This window comes from uncultured Campylobacter sp. (assembly GCF_937973075.1).
GTDB lineage: Bacteria > Campylobacterota > Campylobacteria > Campylobacterales > Campylobacteraceae > Campylobacter_B.
This window is the reverse complement of the sequence record NZ_CALBWL010000068.1, coordinates 1-15,484: the sequence shown is the minus strand read 5'-3', so window position 1 is coordinate 15,484 and position 15,484 is coordinate 1. Positions and strand designations below refer to the sequence as shown.

General features: G+C 46.8%; 10 protein-coding genes. 6 read left to right on the top strand and 4 right to left on the bottom strand.

Annotated elements, in window-relative coordinates; genetic code table 11:
• From Q0274_RS09845 to Q0274_RS09830, 4 genes are all read left to right on the top strand, one after another.
• Positions 1-5,057 (top strand): alpha-2-macroglobulin family protein (locus Q0274_RS09845; protein ID WP_298029355.1); only part of this gene is annotated, 5,057 nt, incomplete at its 5' end.
• A gap of 272 nt (positions 5,058-5,329) precedes the next feature.
• Complete coding sequence (locus Q0274_RS09840) at positions 5,330-6,880, top strand: flavocytochrome c (RefSeq protein WP_298029353.1); 1,551 nt, start codon at positions 5,330-5,332, stop codon at positions 6,878-6,880.
• Between the two features lie 457 nt (positions 6,881-7,337).
• Entirely contained in the window at positions 7,338-8,882 is a 1,545-nt protein-coding gene (locus Q0274_RS09835; protein ID WP_298029351.1) for a flavocytochrome c, read from the top strand.
• Positions 8,883-9,016: 134 nt separating this feature from the next.
• Positions 9,017-9,778, top strand: a complete 762-nt coding sequence (locus Q0274_RS09830; protein ID WP_298029349.1) for an EFR1 family ferrodoxin — start codon at positions 9,017-9,019, stop codon at positions 9,776-9,778.
• 854 nt (positions 9,779-10,632) lie between these two features.
• On the opposite strand, the gene Q0274_RS09825 is transcribed toward Q0274_RS09830, so the two are convergent.
• The 4 genes from Q0274_RS09825 to Q0274_RS09810 all read right to left on the bottom strand — a co-directional run bounded on the left by Q0274_RS09825 (position 10,633) and on the right by Q0274_RS09810 (position 14,277).
• Positions 10,633-12,354 (bottom strand): HAMP domain-containing sensor histidine kinase, encoded by a 1,722-nt coding sequence (locus Q0274_RS09825; protein WP_298029347.1) that lies wholly within the window; start codon positions 12,352-12,354, stop codon positions 10,633-10,635.
• Complete coding sequence (locus tag Q0274_RS09820) at positions 12,338-13,000, bottom strand: response regulator transcription factor (protein WP_298029345.1); 663 nt, start codon at positions 12,998-13,000, stop codon at positions 12,338-12,340. The genes Q0274_RS09825 and Q0274_RS09820 overlap by 17 nt, the downstream gene beginning before the upstream one ends.
• A gap of 130 nt (positions 13,001-13,130) precedes the next feature.
• Complete coding sequence (locus tag Q0274_RS09815) at positions 13,131-13,760, bottom strand: hypothetical protein (protein ID WP_298029343.1); 630 nt, start codon at positions 13,758-13,760, stop codon at positions 13,131-13,133.
• 13 nt (positions 13,761-13,773) lie between these two features.
• Positions 13,774-14,277, bottom strand: a complete 504-nt coding sequence (locus tag Q0274_RS09810; RefSeq protein ID WP_298029341.1) for a PepSY domain-containing protein — start codon at positions 14,275-14,277, stop codon at positions 13,774-13,776.
• A 74-nt stretch (positions 14,278-14,351) separates the two neighbouring features.
• Here Q0274_RS09810 and Q0274_RS09805 point away from each other — a divergent pair, with 74 nt between their 5' ends.
• Complete coding sequence (locus Q0274_RS09805) at positions 14,352-14,492, top strand: hypothetical protein (RefSeq protein WP_298029339.1); 141 nt, start codon at positions 14,352-14,354, stop codon at positions 14,490-14,492.
• Positions 14,485-15,484 (top strand): phosphoethanolamine transferase domain-containing protein (locus Q0274_RS09800; RefSeq protein WP_298029337.1); only part of this gene is annotated, 1,000 nt, incomplete at its 3' end. The genes Q0274_RS09805 and Q0274_RS09800, both read left to right, overlap by 8 nt.

Here is a 15,484-nt window from a genome sequence, read left to right as displayed (position 1 = left end):
GTGGATTTAGCGTCACGCAAAAGCAGATCTTAAAATGCACTCCCAAAATCACGGGCACCTACGAAAGCGTGAGCGAGAGCTCAATCAGGCTTTATCCAAAGCCGATGCTTAGCGCCGGGGTTAATTATTCGTGCGAAGCGCGCGGGGTGCGCTTTGAGTTCGAGACAGAGCCTTTTAGCACCGAGCATATCGCGCTTCTGCGTCCGGGGTTAGTGGCAATTAAATTTAACGATGCGGTTAGCAAGGACGCACTACAGCAAGCGACTAGAATTTATCGCGCGCAGAATTTAGCCCAAAACGACATATCCTACGAGCTTAGCTCGCACGATGATCGGAATTTTTTATTTAGCTTCGATCCTAAGGCGCAAAATGTCGTATTGCAAATAGAATCCCTCACCTCAAAAGCGGGCGCAAAGCTACAAAATCCGGTGGAGCTGCGCACGGACGAGGAGCCTTTTAATGATAGCATTAACGCTTCAAATTTAAGCGGCGTGCAGATTCGTCCTGCGGCTCTAAAAGACGGCTCGCTCGCAGCTAGAGTGTGTTTTCCTAACTATATGGACGAGCTGTCCGCCAAATACGTAAGAATCGCAGGTGTGAGTAAATTTAGCCTCACTCAGCCGCGATATTATTATTACGACGAAGATGAAGAGGGCGGCGAAAGCGACGATCCTTCATGCTACTACTATGCAGATATAGTAAGCGACGAGTTTATGCCGAATAAAAGCTACGAGATTAGGCTGCTAAAGGGCTTCGGAGATAGCTCATATATCTTGCGTGACGAGATAAAACAAAGCGTAAAAATGGGCGACAGGCTGCCTTTCGTAGCCTTTAGCGACGAGAAAAATTTTATCCCGAAATCCGCTTCGTTGGCATTTAAAAGCTCAAACGTAAATGAAGTTAAAATTTCGATTGCCAAAGTCCCTGAGCAAAATTTTAGGTATTTTTTAAACTTTGAAAGCAACGAAGATAGCGTAGGTGGGTTAGCTAGCGAGATCGCGGTTAAGAGCTTTGATATAGGAGGCGCTAAAAACGCCGTCGCGGAGCATAAAATCGCGATGGATTTTAAAGGCTACGAGGATGGAATTTATAAAATCACGGCGTTTTACAAAGTGGGCGAAAAGATGCAAGAGGTTTCGCGCGTAGCCTATCTTAGTGACATTACGGCTCAAGTGGTGCTGCTTGAGCGCGGCGCACTAATTTATACTTCTAGGCTTAGTAATGGCGAGGAGCTAAGTAGAGCGAAGGTTAAAATTTACAGCGATAAAAACGAGCTAATCGTAGAGGATAAAACGGACGGAGATGGAATTTTACGATTAGAAAATATGGAAATTTTAGCCAAAAACCCGCGCTCTATCGAGATTAGCAAGGGCGATGAGCATGCGTTCGTGCTATTTAATAACGCCGTTGCAAGCGTCGAGAAAACGATTACTGCGAAGCGTCCGTTCGTTTATCTCGCGAGCGAGCTGATAAGCCCGAATGAGCGGCTTTTAGGCACGATCGTGATGAAAAATCGCGATTTTAGCTCTTTAAAAAATACGCCGATTAAATTTAAAATTTACGATCCTAGTGGCACTGTGGTCATCACGCGCGCGCAAAACACCGATGAGTTCGGCAGCGTTAAAATCGACGAGCTGATGGGCGAGAAAAGCGGCACTTATCGCCTGGATCTCATCTATGAGGACAAAATCATCGCTTCTAAAAGCTTCAGCGTAGAAAATTTCGTCCCAAACCGCATTAAAAATGAAATTCTCACTGCCAAAGATGAATACGGCGCAGATGAGATCATCACGCTAAAGCTAAGCTCAAACTATCTTGCAGGCGCGCCGGCCGGAGATTTGAAAGGCTCGCTGGAAGCAAACGCCTATGAAAAAGAGCTGAAAATTAAAGGCTACGAGGGCTTTTCGTTTCTAAACGATCGCTTAAAGAAAAAGGGCGCTACGCAGCTTCGCAGGGCAGAATTTACGCTAAGCTCCGCCGGCAAAAAAGAGCTTGCACTCTCGCCGGCAGCAGCTGATCTTAATGTCTCTAACGCCATAAATATTCTACTAAATTTCAGCGTAACCGAGGAGGGCAAAAACGTAAACGCATATCGCAGCCTGAGCTATCTGCCTTATGATCGTATCGTAGGAATTCGCGCGAGTAAGGATTTCATATCAAGCGGAGATAGCGTAAAATTCGGCTTTGCGCTGCTAGATTCCAAAACCAAAACCGACGTCAAAGGCAAGATCGACGTTGAAATTTACCGCGACGATTTTACTTACGTTTATGACGGCAACAGATACGTCGAGCAAGAAAGCTTTAATCTCGTAAGCGCCGTTAGCACCGATGCGCGCGAGTTTGAGTATAAATTCCAAAACGGCGGCAATTATCTAATCGTCGCAAACGATTACTCAAGCGGCGCAAGCGCTGGCGTGCGCGTCGATGTAAGCGGCTGGGGATATTATGGACGGGTAAACGCTAAAGACGTGCAAAGCGCTAAAATCAAACTCGCAAGCGATAAGGTTAAAGCCGGAGATAAAATTAAAGGCGTCATCAATTCCCCGGTAGAAAGCGGCGTGCTAAATATCTCACTCGTAGGCGAGCAAGTTTACGACTATAAAATTCTATCCGTCAAAGGCGGCAGCGCGGAATTTGAGCTCAGCGTGCCGGATAATTTCGTCGGCGGACATATCAACGCTGTAATCGCGCGCGCTGCGACACCCGCTGCGATGCCGCTTAGAGCCTATGCAAACGTGCCGGTGGCGCTAGATGCGAGCTCGCACAAGGCTGGCGTACAAATTTTAGCCGAGAAAAGCTACAAAAACGGACAAAACGCGCAGATCAGCGTAAAAAGCGAGCCGAATTCCAAGATCATACTATACGCGGTCGATCTTGGAATTTTAGATATCGTCTCACAAGAGGAGCTTGATGCATTTAAGGCGTTTGACGTTAGCGCGTATTTTGCGATGCGGTACTTCGACATTTACGACGATCTTAGCGTGTATCAAACTACTGCTAAAGAGCTAAGCTTCGGCGGCGACGGCGTGATGGCGAAAGCTAAACGAAATTTAAGCCCGGTCGAAAACAAAAAGCAGAAAAAATTTATCAAAATGCTGATCGCAAAAGCGGATGCAAACGGCGAGGCGAAATTTGAGCTTGCGATGCCGAAAAATTTTAACTCCACGATCCGTCTAAGTGCCATGGCTATCGGAGAGGCGGCTACGATCGGCTCGGCAAACGTCGAAGCCAAGGTCCGAGACGACGTGATCATAAAGCCTGCTGATCTAACCTACATGGTGCGCGGCGATGAGATTTCCGTGCCGCTAACGCTCATCAACACCACCGACAAAGAGCAAAAGGCGGTCTTAAAAATCAGCTCATCTCCTTCGGTCGCTATAAGTGGCGGTGAGGCAAATTTCACGCTCAAGCCGCTTGAGGTCAAGCACACGAACTTCACCGCGAGCGCGCTTGATATTGCAGATGCGAACATTAAATTTGATCTTGACGCAAATGGGCAGAAATTTAGCAACGATGTGGAATTTGACGTAATCAGCCAGTTCCCGCGCTCGAAGCTATTTCACGTAAGCTACGGCGATAAGCCGGTAACGCTCAAAATCGATCCGAGCTATAAAGAAATTTATGCTCACATCAGCGCTACGCCTAACGCTTTTAGCCTAGCGGACGAGCTATATCTCTATCCTTACGGCTGCACCGAACAGCTTGCTTCAAGAATGATAGCGGTTGATTATGTCGCACGCAAAGACTCCAATAAAACCTTAACCAACAGCGTGAACGAGTATGCGAGTAGAATTCTATCTCGCCTCAAACCTAACGGCGATTTCGGTTACTGGAGTGCTCACGGCGTTACTAACTACTATGCTTCAATTTACGCAAGCGACGTTTTACTAGAGCTTGACGCGCGCTATAAATTCCTTAGCAATAAGCAAAGATCGCTAATTTTTAGTGCGCTAAAATCAAGCTACAAAGATCAGGATACGCTCCGCATATATGCGGATTTCGTGCTAGATCAATATGGCAAACTGGACGATGATGAGATAAATTTCGTTTACGACAACGATCTTTATAAAGATTCGTCGATGGCTAGTATCGCCTTGGCTGCGATACTTAAAAAGCACAATATGACGACTGAGTTTGAATTTATGCTCGAAAAAATAGATGAGGCGAATTACGATTACGCTGATAACGGAGCAGGTTTGACATTTGCTAGCGACATAAGAGATGCTGCCTTTAAGCTCTATGCATTCGGCAAGGCTGGCATCAAAGATGATAGCACGGCTCGCACGGTCGATGCGATCATTCGCGATCTAAAAAATATAAACAACACGCAGGAGCGAGCAAGCGTAATACGCGGATTTGATGCGTATTTTAAGGATGCGAAAAAAGAAGCCCATTTTGCTTTAAAATACGACGGCGAGGCGAAAAATTTCAATTCGCCGTTAGATACCAAACTAGCGGTAAAAGACGGCGCGATAGAATTTACGCCGATGAGCGGCAATGGCGAGCTATTTTTTACCGCTCTTGGCTTTGGATATGAAAGCGCGCCTTTAAAGCATGAGGTTTTGAGCATACAGAGCCTAAACGCTCATTCTATGGATAGCAAAAGGATTGAAATTTACCGCGAATTCATAGATGCTCGCGGCAACATAGTCGATCTAAACAAGCTTAAAGTAGGGCAGAAAATTTACTCTAAGATCAGCTGGCGAGCGAATTATTATCTTTATAATTTCGTAATCGATGAGGCGATGCCTAGCTGCTTTGAAGCGGTCAATGAGCGCCTAGGCTCAGCTGCGCAGGCTAGAGTCGAGGGCATGCAAGACAGCGTGGCACTAGAACACACGGAGTATCTGTATGACCGAGTGCTTCGCTTCCCAAAAAGCGGCTATTTCTATTATGATCCGCGAGATGGAGAGAATAGCAGCGGAGTCATCTATACTCCGATAAACGTGATTATGGCAGGCTCGTGCGCGCTTCCTGCGATCTCTATCGAGGATATGCAATACGAGCAGGTAAATAACTACGATCTGCAAACGCTTAAATTTAAAGTCGCTCGCTAAGGCGTAGCGGCTTTAAAGCTCGGCGCGGATTTTGCATTTATTGCGATTTTCACGCCGAGTGCGCTTTTGTGTTCACAAGCATTTTGCAAACGGACGCCTGATAAAATTTTAAAATTTCAATCCCGCCCGTCAGCCGAATTTCAAAATTTTATATCAACGCCCATATTTTATAGCTTTTTACTATCTATTTATAACGTTATTCTATTTGACTTACCTTTAAATTCGAGTTATCATTTCTTTTAAATATACACTTTCAATTAAAGGAGTTGCAAATGCAAGATGTATCAAGACGTAGTTTTTTAAAGATTAGCGCAGTGGGTGCGGGGGCACTTGCGCTGGGAGCTAGTAGCGCAAGTGCGGCACAAAACGCCAAGGACGTAAAATTCGACGAGGAATACGACATCGTCATCATCGGCACCGGTTTTGCGGGACTTGCCGCAGCGATTAAAGCTAGTGGGCGCGGTAAAAAGGTGCTTATCTTAGAAAAGATGGGCCGCGCGGGCGGAAATTCCGTCATCAATGGCGGAAATATGGCAGCTCCTATGAATAAATTTCAAGTCGCACAAGGTATCAAAGATAGCAAAGAGCTTTTTATCGCCGATGCCGTAAAAGACGGACTCGGACTTAATCACACCGATCTTTTGGGCGTGATGTTTGATCGCGCAAACGACGCCGTGGATCTTTTAACTAGCTGCGGAGCGGAATTTAGCGACAAGCTGATCTTTGAGAGCGGCCACAGCGTCGCAAGAAGCTTACAATCGACCAACGGCTCGGGCTCGGGTTATATCCAACCGATGATGGGTAAACTTCAAAACGATCCTAACGTCACGATCAAAACTCGCACGAAATTTGACGATTTCATCGTGGACGACAGCGGTCGCGTCGTGGGCGTAGAAGCTCGCGAGGAGTATAAATTTGATCCGAAACTCTTTAGCGACGATCTGGAAAACAAAAGCGGCGAGAAAAAGAGCTATAAAGCCAAAGACGGCGTTTTGCTGGCTTCGGGCGGATACGGACGCGATCTATGGTACCGCCAGATCCAAGATCCGCGCGTAGTGCCTAGCATAGATAGCACCAACCACCCGGGAAGCTCGGCGGGAGCGATGCTAGCGGCAAATAGAATCGGCGCATTTACCCTTTTAACGTCATGGATTCAGTTCCTTCCATATTGCTCGCCCGATGAGAAGGGCTTCGGCGCTGCGGTAAATTTCACCAACCACTGCTGCAACACCTACGGTCTTACCGTCGATCCAAAGACGGGCAAGCGCTTTATGGACGAGCATGCAGGACGCAAGATCAAGGCGGATGCCTGCTTCAAGGTCATCGCCGAGAGTGAGAAAAACGACAACTATCCGGTAAACGTCTGCGACTCCCAAGCCGTCGCCGCGCGTAACCCGGTCTATACTTCACGTCCTTTAGAAGCGGGCGTCGTGAAGAAATTTGACACGTTAGAGGAGCTTGCGAAGGCTTACAATCTGCCGCTGGAGCCGTTTTTAAAGACCGTCGCGGATTATAACTCTTACGTCAAAGCGGGTAAAGATCCGGAATTTGGCAAGGTTGTCGATAAGCTGGACGGCATCGACGTTTCCAAGCCGCCGTTTTACGCAAGCCGCACGATGCCGAAGGTGCACCATACGATGGGCGGACTTGAGATCAACACCAAAGCTCAGGTCATCTCTAGCCTTACTCACGAGCCGATCCCAGGGCTTTGGGCTGCGGGCGAGGTAACCGGCGGCGTGCACGGCGCGAGTAGGCTCGGAACCTACGCGATACTTGATTGTATGGTTTTCGGAATGATCGCTGGCGAAACAATCGGGGCTTAAATTTAGCGCCCGCGAAATTTCGGCGCGAAGCGGTTGTCAACGCGCGCTTTGTTAAATTTCGGCGCGAAGTAGCGGTGCGTGCTTTGCGCCGAAATACTATGTGCGTCTTTAAAATTTCAAAGTAGAGCCGCAAAGTGTGCCGTAGCATTTCAAAGCATTTTAAAATTTAAAGCGCTTAAAATTCTGCGGCGCGAGTTTTAAATTTGAATACCGCGCACTTTAAAATTTTATAGCGGCGGCAAAATTTCGCACAGGCGGCGAGCAAATCCGTGCGCCGTAAATTTTAAAATTTACGCCTAGACTTCGGCTAGCGGAGTAAAATTCATTCGCTTTAAATTTGCGCTTTTAAAATTTCTTTTCTAAATTTTTAAAATTCTATCACTAAGTCTTTACGTTAAATTTTAAATTTCGCTACGTGGGTGTATAATCTATAAAATTTCAACGCAAGGAGCAAAAAATGCAAGAAATTTCAAGACGAAATTTTATTAAAATCGGCGCGGCGGGAGCTCTGGCTTTGGCTGCAAGCAGTGCTAGTGCAACGCAAAACGCCAAAGACGTAAAATTTGACGAAGAATATGACGTTGTCGTTATCGGTAGCGGTTTTGCAGGCTCGATGGCGACGCTTCAGGCTCTTAAGCGCGGCAAAAAAGTGCTTATGATCGAAAAGATGGGTCGTGCGGGCGGCAATTCCGTCATTAACGCCGGCAATATGGCGGTACCAAATAACGAATTCCAAAAAGCCGCGGGCATCACGGATAGTAAAGATGCTTTCATCGCAGATTGCCTAAAAGACGGGCTAAATTTAAATCACGTAGATTTGCTAGGCGTCATCTACGACCGCGCAGGCGACGCTTTTGAATACCTAAAAAGCATCGGAGTGGAGTTTTCGGGCAAGGTGATATCTGCTAGCGGACACTCGCTAAAGCGCGCCGTACAGGCCAAAAATGCTAGCGGCTCGGGCTACATCCAGCCGATGCATAAGGCGATCGAGGAAAATGCAAATGCTGTAATCAAGAAGCGTACTAAATTTGATGATTTCATCGTGGATGACAGCGGTCGCGTCGTAGGCGTAAAGTGTCGCGAAGAATATAAGTTCGATCCGCAGCTTGCTAGCGACGATAGGGAAAACAAAAGTGGCGAAGTAAAATTTTTTAAAGCCAAAGATGGCGTCGTTCTGGCTGCGGGTGGATACAGCTCAGATAAATGGTTTCGCGCTCAGCAAGTGCCGTATCTAAAAGACAATATCGAAACCGTAAGCCAACCAGGCGCTACCGCAGGTGCGCTTATCGCGGCGATGAAGCTAGGTGCGAATCCTTTGCAACTCAGCTGGATTCAACTAAATCCTTATACCAATCCTAGCGAGAAGGGATTTGGTACTTCTGCGCTATTTTCAAACCACTGTGCTAACGACTATGGTCTAACCGTCGATCCAAAGACGGGCAAACGCTTTATGAACGAGCACGCCGGGCGCAAGATCAAAACCGAAGCGATCTTTAAATGCATGGCGGAGAGCGAAAATAACGACAACTATCCCGTAAATATCTGCGATCAAGCCGCAGTTGATGCAAATAATCCGGTCTATACGTCAAAAGGTGTAGAAGCAGGCTCAATCAAAGAATTTAATACCTTAGAAGAGCTTGCAAAATTTTATAAAATTCCGCTGGAGCCGTTCTTAAAAACCGTCGCGGATTTTAACGGCTACGTCAAAGCAGGAAGTGACCCGGAGTTTGGCAAGCCTTTGACAAAAGCCGACGTAGGCGGTATCGACGTATCAAAAGCTCCATTTTATGCGTGTCAAACAAGCCCGAAAATTCTTTACTGCATGGGCGGCGTGCAGATCAATACCAAAGCTCAGGTTATCGACGCAGCTAGCGGCGAGCCGATCGCAGGATTATACGCTGCGGGCGAAATCACCGGTGGCGTTCACGGCGCAAGTAGGCTCGGTACTATGAGCATGGCTGATTGTATGGTTTTTGGCATGGTGGCGGCAGAAAATATCTGAATTTAGGGCGCGACGGCATATTTAAATTTCGCCGTCACGTCTAAATTTTAAAATTTTATGCAAAAAAGCGTAAAATTCTATTCGTTCGGTAAGGGTTAAATTTCACCGAAATTCGCATAGTCTGGGAGACGGGTATGATAGCGATCTATTTTAGCGCCACGGGCAACACGAAGCATTGCGCGGGTAAGCTCATCGCTCATCTTGGCGGCGTCTGCGTCTCGATCGAGAGCGAGGCTTGCGGCGAGCTTTTAAAATGCCACAATGACGTTATTTTGGCGTATCCCGTCTATTTTAGCGACCTACCGCGTATCGTGCGCGACTTCCTCTACCGAAACGGCGCGAGCTTTAGCGGCAAAAACGTATTTATCCTCGCTACGATGGAGATTTTCAGCGGCGATGGGGCAGGGTGCGCGGCTAGAGTTTTAAAACGATTCGGCGCAAACATAACGGGCGGCGCTCATATCAAAATGCCCGCGTTCATCCTCGACGTGGCGATTTTTGGCTACTCGCGAGCGAAAAACGAGCGCATAATCAAAGAGGCGGACGCTAAAGTCAGACGCGTTGCGGAGGCACTTAGCGCAGGCTGTCCGCCACAAGAGGGGCTGGGCGCGCTCTGTCGTATCGCAGGGTTTTTAGGACAGCGACTTTGGATGAAAATTTGGGATAAAGGCCCCTTTGCTAAGCGCAAACCGAGCCTTGATCCATCGCGATGCAGCGGCTGCGGGGCCTGCGTCAAACCCTGCCCGATGCGAAACATAAAGCTCGCTTGCAAAAAGGCGCAATTCGGCGATGATTGCACGCTTTGCTACAGGTGCGTAAATATATGTAAGCGCAAAGCGATTACGATCCTAGGCAGGGCTAAAAATTTAGAAAAGTCCATCCCTGCGGACTTATGAGGACGAGCTCATACTTCGCAAGTTCGCAATCAAATACATGAAAACGGGCGAGGAAATTTTACTTTTTGAATAGCACTGCGCACGGCTAAAGCGCGACGTTTCGCGACAAGCTCGATGCAAAAAAGTAGCCCGTCGCTATATAGTAAAATTTAACCTACCGCTGTGCAAGATCCGCGTAAAATTTGGCTATAGCACCCACTACGACTACGAGACCGACGAGCGCGGTAGGGTCATACTAATAAACGGCGGGGCTGCCTCATAGGGTGAGGTAAGGCAAACGGCTATATCGCCGTAAGCTACGAGGACGAAGCGGGCAAAAAGACAAAATTTTGCTTATGTAGGCGACCTTAAATCTCAAGTCCGTCTTTTTTGCTCTGTATTTAAATTTTACTCGGTCGCTAGATACTCCTAAATTTAAATTCTCTAGAACCGAATGTGACGTCTTAGAATTTTAGCAAAGGTTTATCCTGTAATACTGCGCCGTGAAATTTCAACGAAGGCTTATTTTGCCGCATACCTTAAAATTTTTAAATTACCCGCGCCAGCCCACTTAAGCTCTAAAGCGCTCGCCTTATCACTTCGTCCAAGGATAAAATGCCGCGCCTTGCCTTATTAATTCGCCGCGGAATTTCGCGGTAAAACTAAATTTTAAAATTTGGCCCATTTAAATTAAAAAAGCGTACGACTATCGCAAAAATCATCCGATATTATTGGCGACGCCGGCCTAATTTTAAAATTATACCATCGCCCCTATATACGGCTATGGCCGTTAAATTTTAAGCAACAATAGGCGATAAAATTTTAAGAATTTCGCCGCCCAGCATTTCTTTACGCCGCCAAGCCCACAAAACCGCCTAAACCTTCTTAAACTTTACGCTAAATTTGCTTCCACGTCCTACTTCACTACGTAGTGAAATCTGCGCGCCATGGATCTTTGCGATTTGTGAGGCGATGGCTAGTCCGAGCCCTGCGCCGCTATTTTGCTCGCGATTTCTGGAACGCTCGATTTGATAGAGCTTGTCCCAAATTTTAGTTTGCAAAGCAGGCTCGATGCCCTCTCCATCGTCGCTTATGCTAAGTTCGCACGCGTCTGCGCTCACGCAAAGCTCTAAAGCGACGCTACTGCGCGTAAATTTTAAAGCATTGCTTAAAAGATTGTTAATCAGCCTGATCAAAAGCAGCTCATCGCCGTTTACGCGCACTTCCTCGGCTATCTGCGAGCTAAAACTTAGCCCTTTTTGTGCGCACAAAAGTTGAAAGTCTTGCGTACACTCGTTTGCGATTTTACTTAAGCTTACGGGTACCAAACGCGCGCCGCGCTGCAAGCGGGCAAGCTCTAAAATCTGCTCTATTAGCGCCGAAATTTTACGCGCTTGATTGTTGATGACCGCGAAACTCTCCTTCGCCTCGCTCGCGTCTTGCTCGTAGGCTAGGGCGTAGTCGCTTTGAGCCAGTATGACGGCAGCGGGCGTACGCAGCTCATGCGAAAGGTCGGCGCTTAGCTGCCGCTCGCGCTCAAACGCGCTTTGCAGTGATGCTAGCATTTCATTAAACGTAGCTGCGAGCGCGCTTAGCTCATCCTTGCCTCGCGGTAGTTCTATTCGCCGCGTAAAATCGCCGCTAGCTCCGATCTCGCTAGCTGTACGCGACATAGTGCGCACGGGCTTAAACGCTCTTTTTATGATCGCGTAGCCGCCGTAGATGACGAGCACTACAAATAGCGGCGATAGGATAAGAGCGATTAGCATCACGCGCTTCATCGCAAGCTCAAACTCGCTAACTGCGATGACGCCGCGTATCCATGCGCTGCGTCCTTTGATCTGCGCGTCATAATAGAAAAACTCATCGTCGTCAAGCTCCGCCTCGCGCGCGCCTTGAGGCGAGAGCGGCATCGCAGGCTCGAAGCCTTTAGGCACAAACCCTGCGATCACGCCGCCTTGTCCGTCATGTTCGTAGAAAAATACACCGTCATCAAAGCTTTTAAATTTTCCCTCGCGCGTGGCTTTTTGCACTAAGCGGGCAAGCTTTTTTTGGCTAACGGAGCTTCCTGATACTTCGTCTAAAATATAGCCGCAAATGCCGATAATAGCGCCTGCAAGCGCCAAAATAAATACGCTGTAATAAAGCGTCACGCGTAGGCTGATAGGTAGCGCGCGTGAGATAAAATTCTCCTTAGCAGTTGAGAATGCAAGGACTAAGGCTTGAGTAAAATTTCTTATCGAGATTTTAGACGCGAAATTTTGTTCTTGACTTTGCGCGAGGACGCTATTAGAATTTTGCGCTAGATCAGGCATTGTGCTTGTAGCAGAAAAATTTGGCGCGGAATTTGATGCCGGATTTTGCGTGGAATTCCGTTTAAAATTTGACGCCTGGCTTTGAGTAGAATTTAGAGCCCGGTTTAACTCAATATTTTGCGTGGGATTTTTCTTGCAACTTTTCTTTAAACACGCAAAATTATGCGTAAAATTTTGTTTAAAATTTCGCACGAATTTTAATATGAAAAGCGCCGTAGCGGCAAAAATCTGCTTCGCAATCGCCGAAATTTTAATCCAAATCTTGCTATTTTGCCACGACATAGCCAAGCCCTCGCTTCGTTTCTATTATATCGCCGTGCTCGCCTAGCTTTTTGCGGATATTTTTGATTAAAACATCGATAACATTTGAGCTTGCTTCGCCGCTAAAATCCCAAATGCTTTCGCCGATTTGTTCTCGGCTTAAAATCGCACCGCGATTTAGCATCAAAAGCTCTAAAATTCTATATTCCTTACCCGTTAGCTCCACTACCTTGCCCGCGCAGACGACCGATTTTTTGCTTAGATTTAGGCGAACTTGCCTTATGATAATTTCGTTATCCGCAGTAGCGTTTTTGCGCCTGATAATTGCGCGAAGTCGCGCCAAAAGCTCACGAAAATCAAAGGGCTTAACCATATAATCGTCTGCGCCCAGATCAAGCCCTGCAATGATATCTTCTTTGGCGTCCCGCGCAGTTAAAAATAAAACCGGCGTGCCCAGTCTGCGCGCCCGTGCCGCCTTCAAAAACTCAAAGCCGTCCATCACAGGCATCATCGCATCAAGCACGATAGCGTCATATTTTGCGACATCCAAAAACTCTAGCGCTTCCTTGCCGCAAAAGGCGCAATCTACGCTGTAGCCGTCCTTTTTCAGACATTTTGCGATGATTTGATTTAGATCTTTTTCATCCTCGACAAGTAAAATTTTCAAAGCACTCCTTTAAAATTTTGCTAATTCTAATCCGCCATTTTAGCCAAAAACGCATAAATTTCGCGGTGCTTTGGATGTGTAAACCCGCTCGCTTTATGCACCGCTAAATTTCAGTAGCGTTGAAGCCCCGTTAATTCGCAGACGCCTTTTGCCTAGCTCTAATCTCGCTTGCCTTTTTATCCGCTACGCTTCCTAACCGCCCTAAAAAATTTAGCGCGCCTGCTGCGATATTTAACGCAAAAAGCCCAAATCCTACGCAACCAAGCTTGAAATTTTGCTTAGCGATTTCGCGTTTGCAGCGGCTACAAAGCACAGGCTTGCAAGAATTACAAACCTCCGCGCAGCTTGCTGCGCTGGCAGAATCTTTCGCGCTTGCGAAATTACTTGTATCAGAAAAATTTTGTGTATCGGCGAAATTTTGCTCGCTAGCGAAATTTTGCGCACTTGATAAGTCATGCGTCTGCGAAGAATTCCGCTCGTCCTTATAATCTTTCGCTTCCGAAGAATTCTTTCGGTTTTCGCGACATTCCACGCTGGAAAAATCTTTAGAATTTTGCTCGCAGGACGTGAGATTCCGCTCGCTTGTTTCGCTTGCTAAATTTGCCGAAAAATCCTGCGCATTTTCATCTAAATTTTTAGCCGCGTCTGCATTTTGGACGCCATAGTCAGCGTTTTTGTTTAAGCTAAAATCCCTAGCATCCAAAGCCTCGTTAGTTTGGGCGGAGTTATCTGCTCCACCCTTTAAGCTTTGATTTTTCATCTCACGCCTTTGCTTATTTTTGACGCTGCGAGATCTGTTCGCCCGTAGCGGCGTCGATTAGCACCTCTTTTTTGCTCATGCCTTGGCGTAGTTTGACTTCGTATACAGGCTTACCGCCGTTACTTTCCAAATCGACCTCGCGAAAATACCAGCCGACGTTTGCGCTAAGTGCTTTGGCGCGAGCGTCTGCGGCACTGATTTTGACCTGCGAATAATCTATTTTGCTAGGCTTTAGCTTCTTTTGCGTTTGAGTCTTTAGAATTTCTCCGCTTTGAGCGTCGATTTTGATCTCGTTTTCGCTACCTTCTTTATATGACTCGATCTCATAGACGAGCCTTCCGTGCTCATCGTCGATTTCTACGCTTTTTATAGTCGCGTCACCAAAGTTTTGCTGCGCGATCCCTATTGCTTGATCGAATGAAACTTTAGCATCCTTTTCGCTAAAACTTCCTGCGTTTAATGCACCCGCAAGGGCGAATGTAGCGGCGAGTGCGCCTAAAGCTTTAAGATTTTTCATCTTTAATCCTTTTGATTTTATTTCCAAATTTTATTTTGGATGGCACAATTTTAAAATTCCAAGATGAAGCTAAGATGAATGCGCACGGAATTTTAAAATTTCATAAAAATTTTGCTGCGATTTGTGAGATGCGAAGCGCGGAATTTCCGAGTATTTACCAAAACGCCGTAAAATTTCAACTTGAAATTTTATCTCAAGGAACGCTTCGTGCCTAGCTTTTTCAAAAATCCATCGCAGCAGAAACTTATTTTTCTAAGCTCGCTTGCTTTTGTGGCGTTTTTTAACTTCTCGTTTTTCAAAAATATCATAAATGCCTACGGAATTTCGGGGCTAAATTTTATCTATTTTGTCTGCGACGCAGCGGCTTTGATCGCTTTTTTGACGCTATTTTTTACTATTTTTAGCTCGCGTTATACGACCAAGCCGATTTTGATGATCTGCTTTTTTATTTCGTCGTTTACGGCGTATTTTATGGATAGCTATAACGTCGTAATCGATTCGGAGATGATCCGTAACGCAGCCCAGACGAACTTTGCCGAGTCAGCGGATCTTTTTAGCCCAAGACTAGCGATTTACGTGCTGGTGCTGGGCGTCTTACCCTGCGTGCTGATTGCTCGCGCGCGCGTTAGCTACCGTCCGCTTAAATTTGAAATTTTAGCTAAGCTCAAAGTAACGGGCATTTGCATAATAATCATTGCGGCGCTGCTTTTTGGATTTAGCAAATACTACGCGTCGTTTTTCAGAGAGCATAAAATTTTACGCAGCTACGCAAATCCCGGATATTGGATCTACAGCGGCGTTAAATTTGCCGCAAAATCTAAAAAGCAGGGCTCGCAGCCTCTGATGCAAATCGCTACGGACGCGCATATCGATGAAAATTCCACAAGCTCAAAAAAGCTCGTCGTCGTAGTCGTGGGCGAAGCGGCGAGAGCGGATAGATTTTCGCTAAACGGCTACGAGCGAGATACTAATCCGCTGCTAGCCAAAGAGCAGGGCGTCGTAAGCCTAAGCAATACCCATTCTTGCGGCACTTCGACGGCGCAAAGCGTGCCGTGCATGTTTTCGCTACTAAATCGAGAGGAATTTAGCGTCGAAAAGGCTGCGGAGGAGCAAAACGTATTAGACATACTAAGCCGCGCTGATGACATGGCGATTTTGTGGCGCGATAACAATTCCGATTCCAAGGGCGTGGCGCTGCGCGTGAAAT

Coding starts and splice junctions, on each gene's coding strand:
- Q0274_RS09840 (WP_298029353.1), top strand. CDS start 5,330: ATGCAAGATGTATCAAGACGTAGTTTTTTAAAGATTAGCGCAGTGGGT.
- Q0274_RS09805 (WP_298029339.1), top strand. CDS start 14,352: ATGAATGCGCACGGAATTTTAAAATTTCATAAAAATTTTGCTGCGATT.
- Q0274_RS09825 (WP_298029347.1), bottom strand. CDS start 12,354: ATGTCGTGGCAAAATAGCAAGATTTGGATTAAAATTTCGGCGATTGCG.
- Q0274_RS09810 (WP_298029341.1), bottom strand. CDS start 14,277: ATGAAAAATCTTAAAGCTTTAGGCGCACTCGCCGCTACATTCGCCCTT.
- Q0274_RS09815 (WP_298029343.1), bottom strand. CDS start 13,760: ATGAAAAATCAAAGCTTAAAGGGTGGAGCAGATAACTCCGCCCAAACT.
- Q0274_RS09835 (WP_298029351.1), top strand. CDS start 7,338: ATGCAAGAAATTTCAAGACGAAATTTTATTAAAATCGGCGCGGCGGGA.
- Q0274_RS09830 (WP_298029349.1), top strand. CDS start 9,017: ATGATAGCGATCTATTTTAGCGCCACGGGCAACACGAAGCATTGCGCG.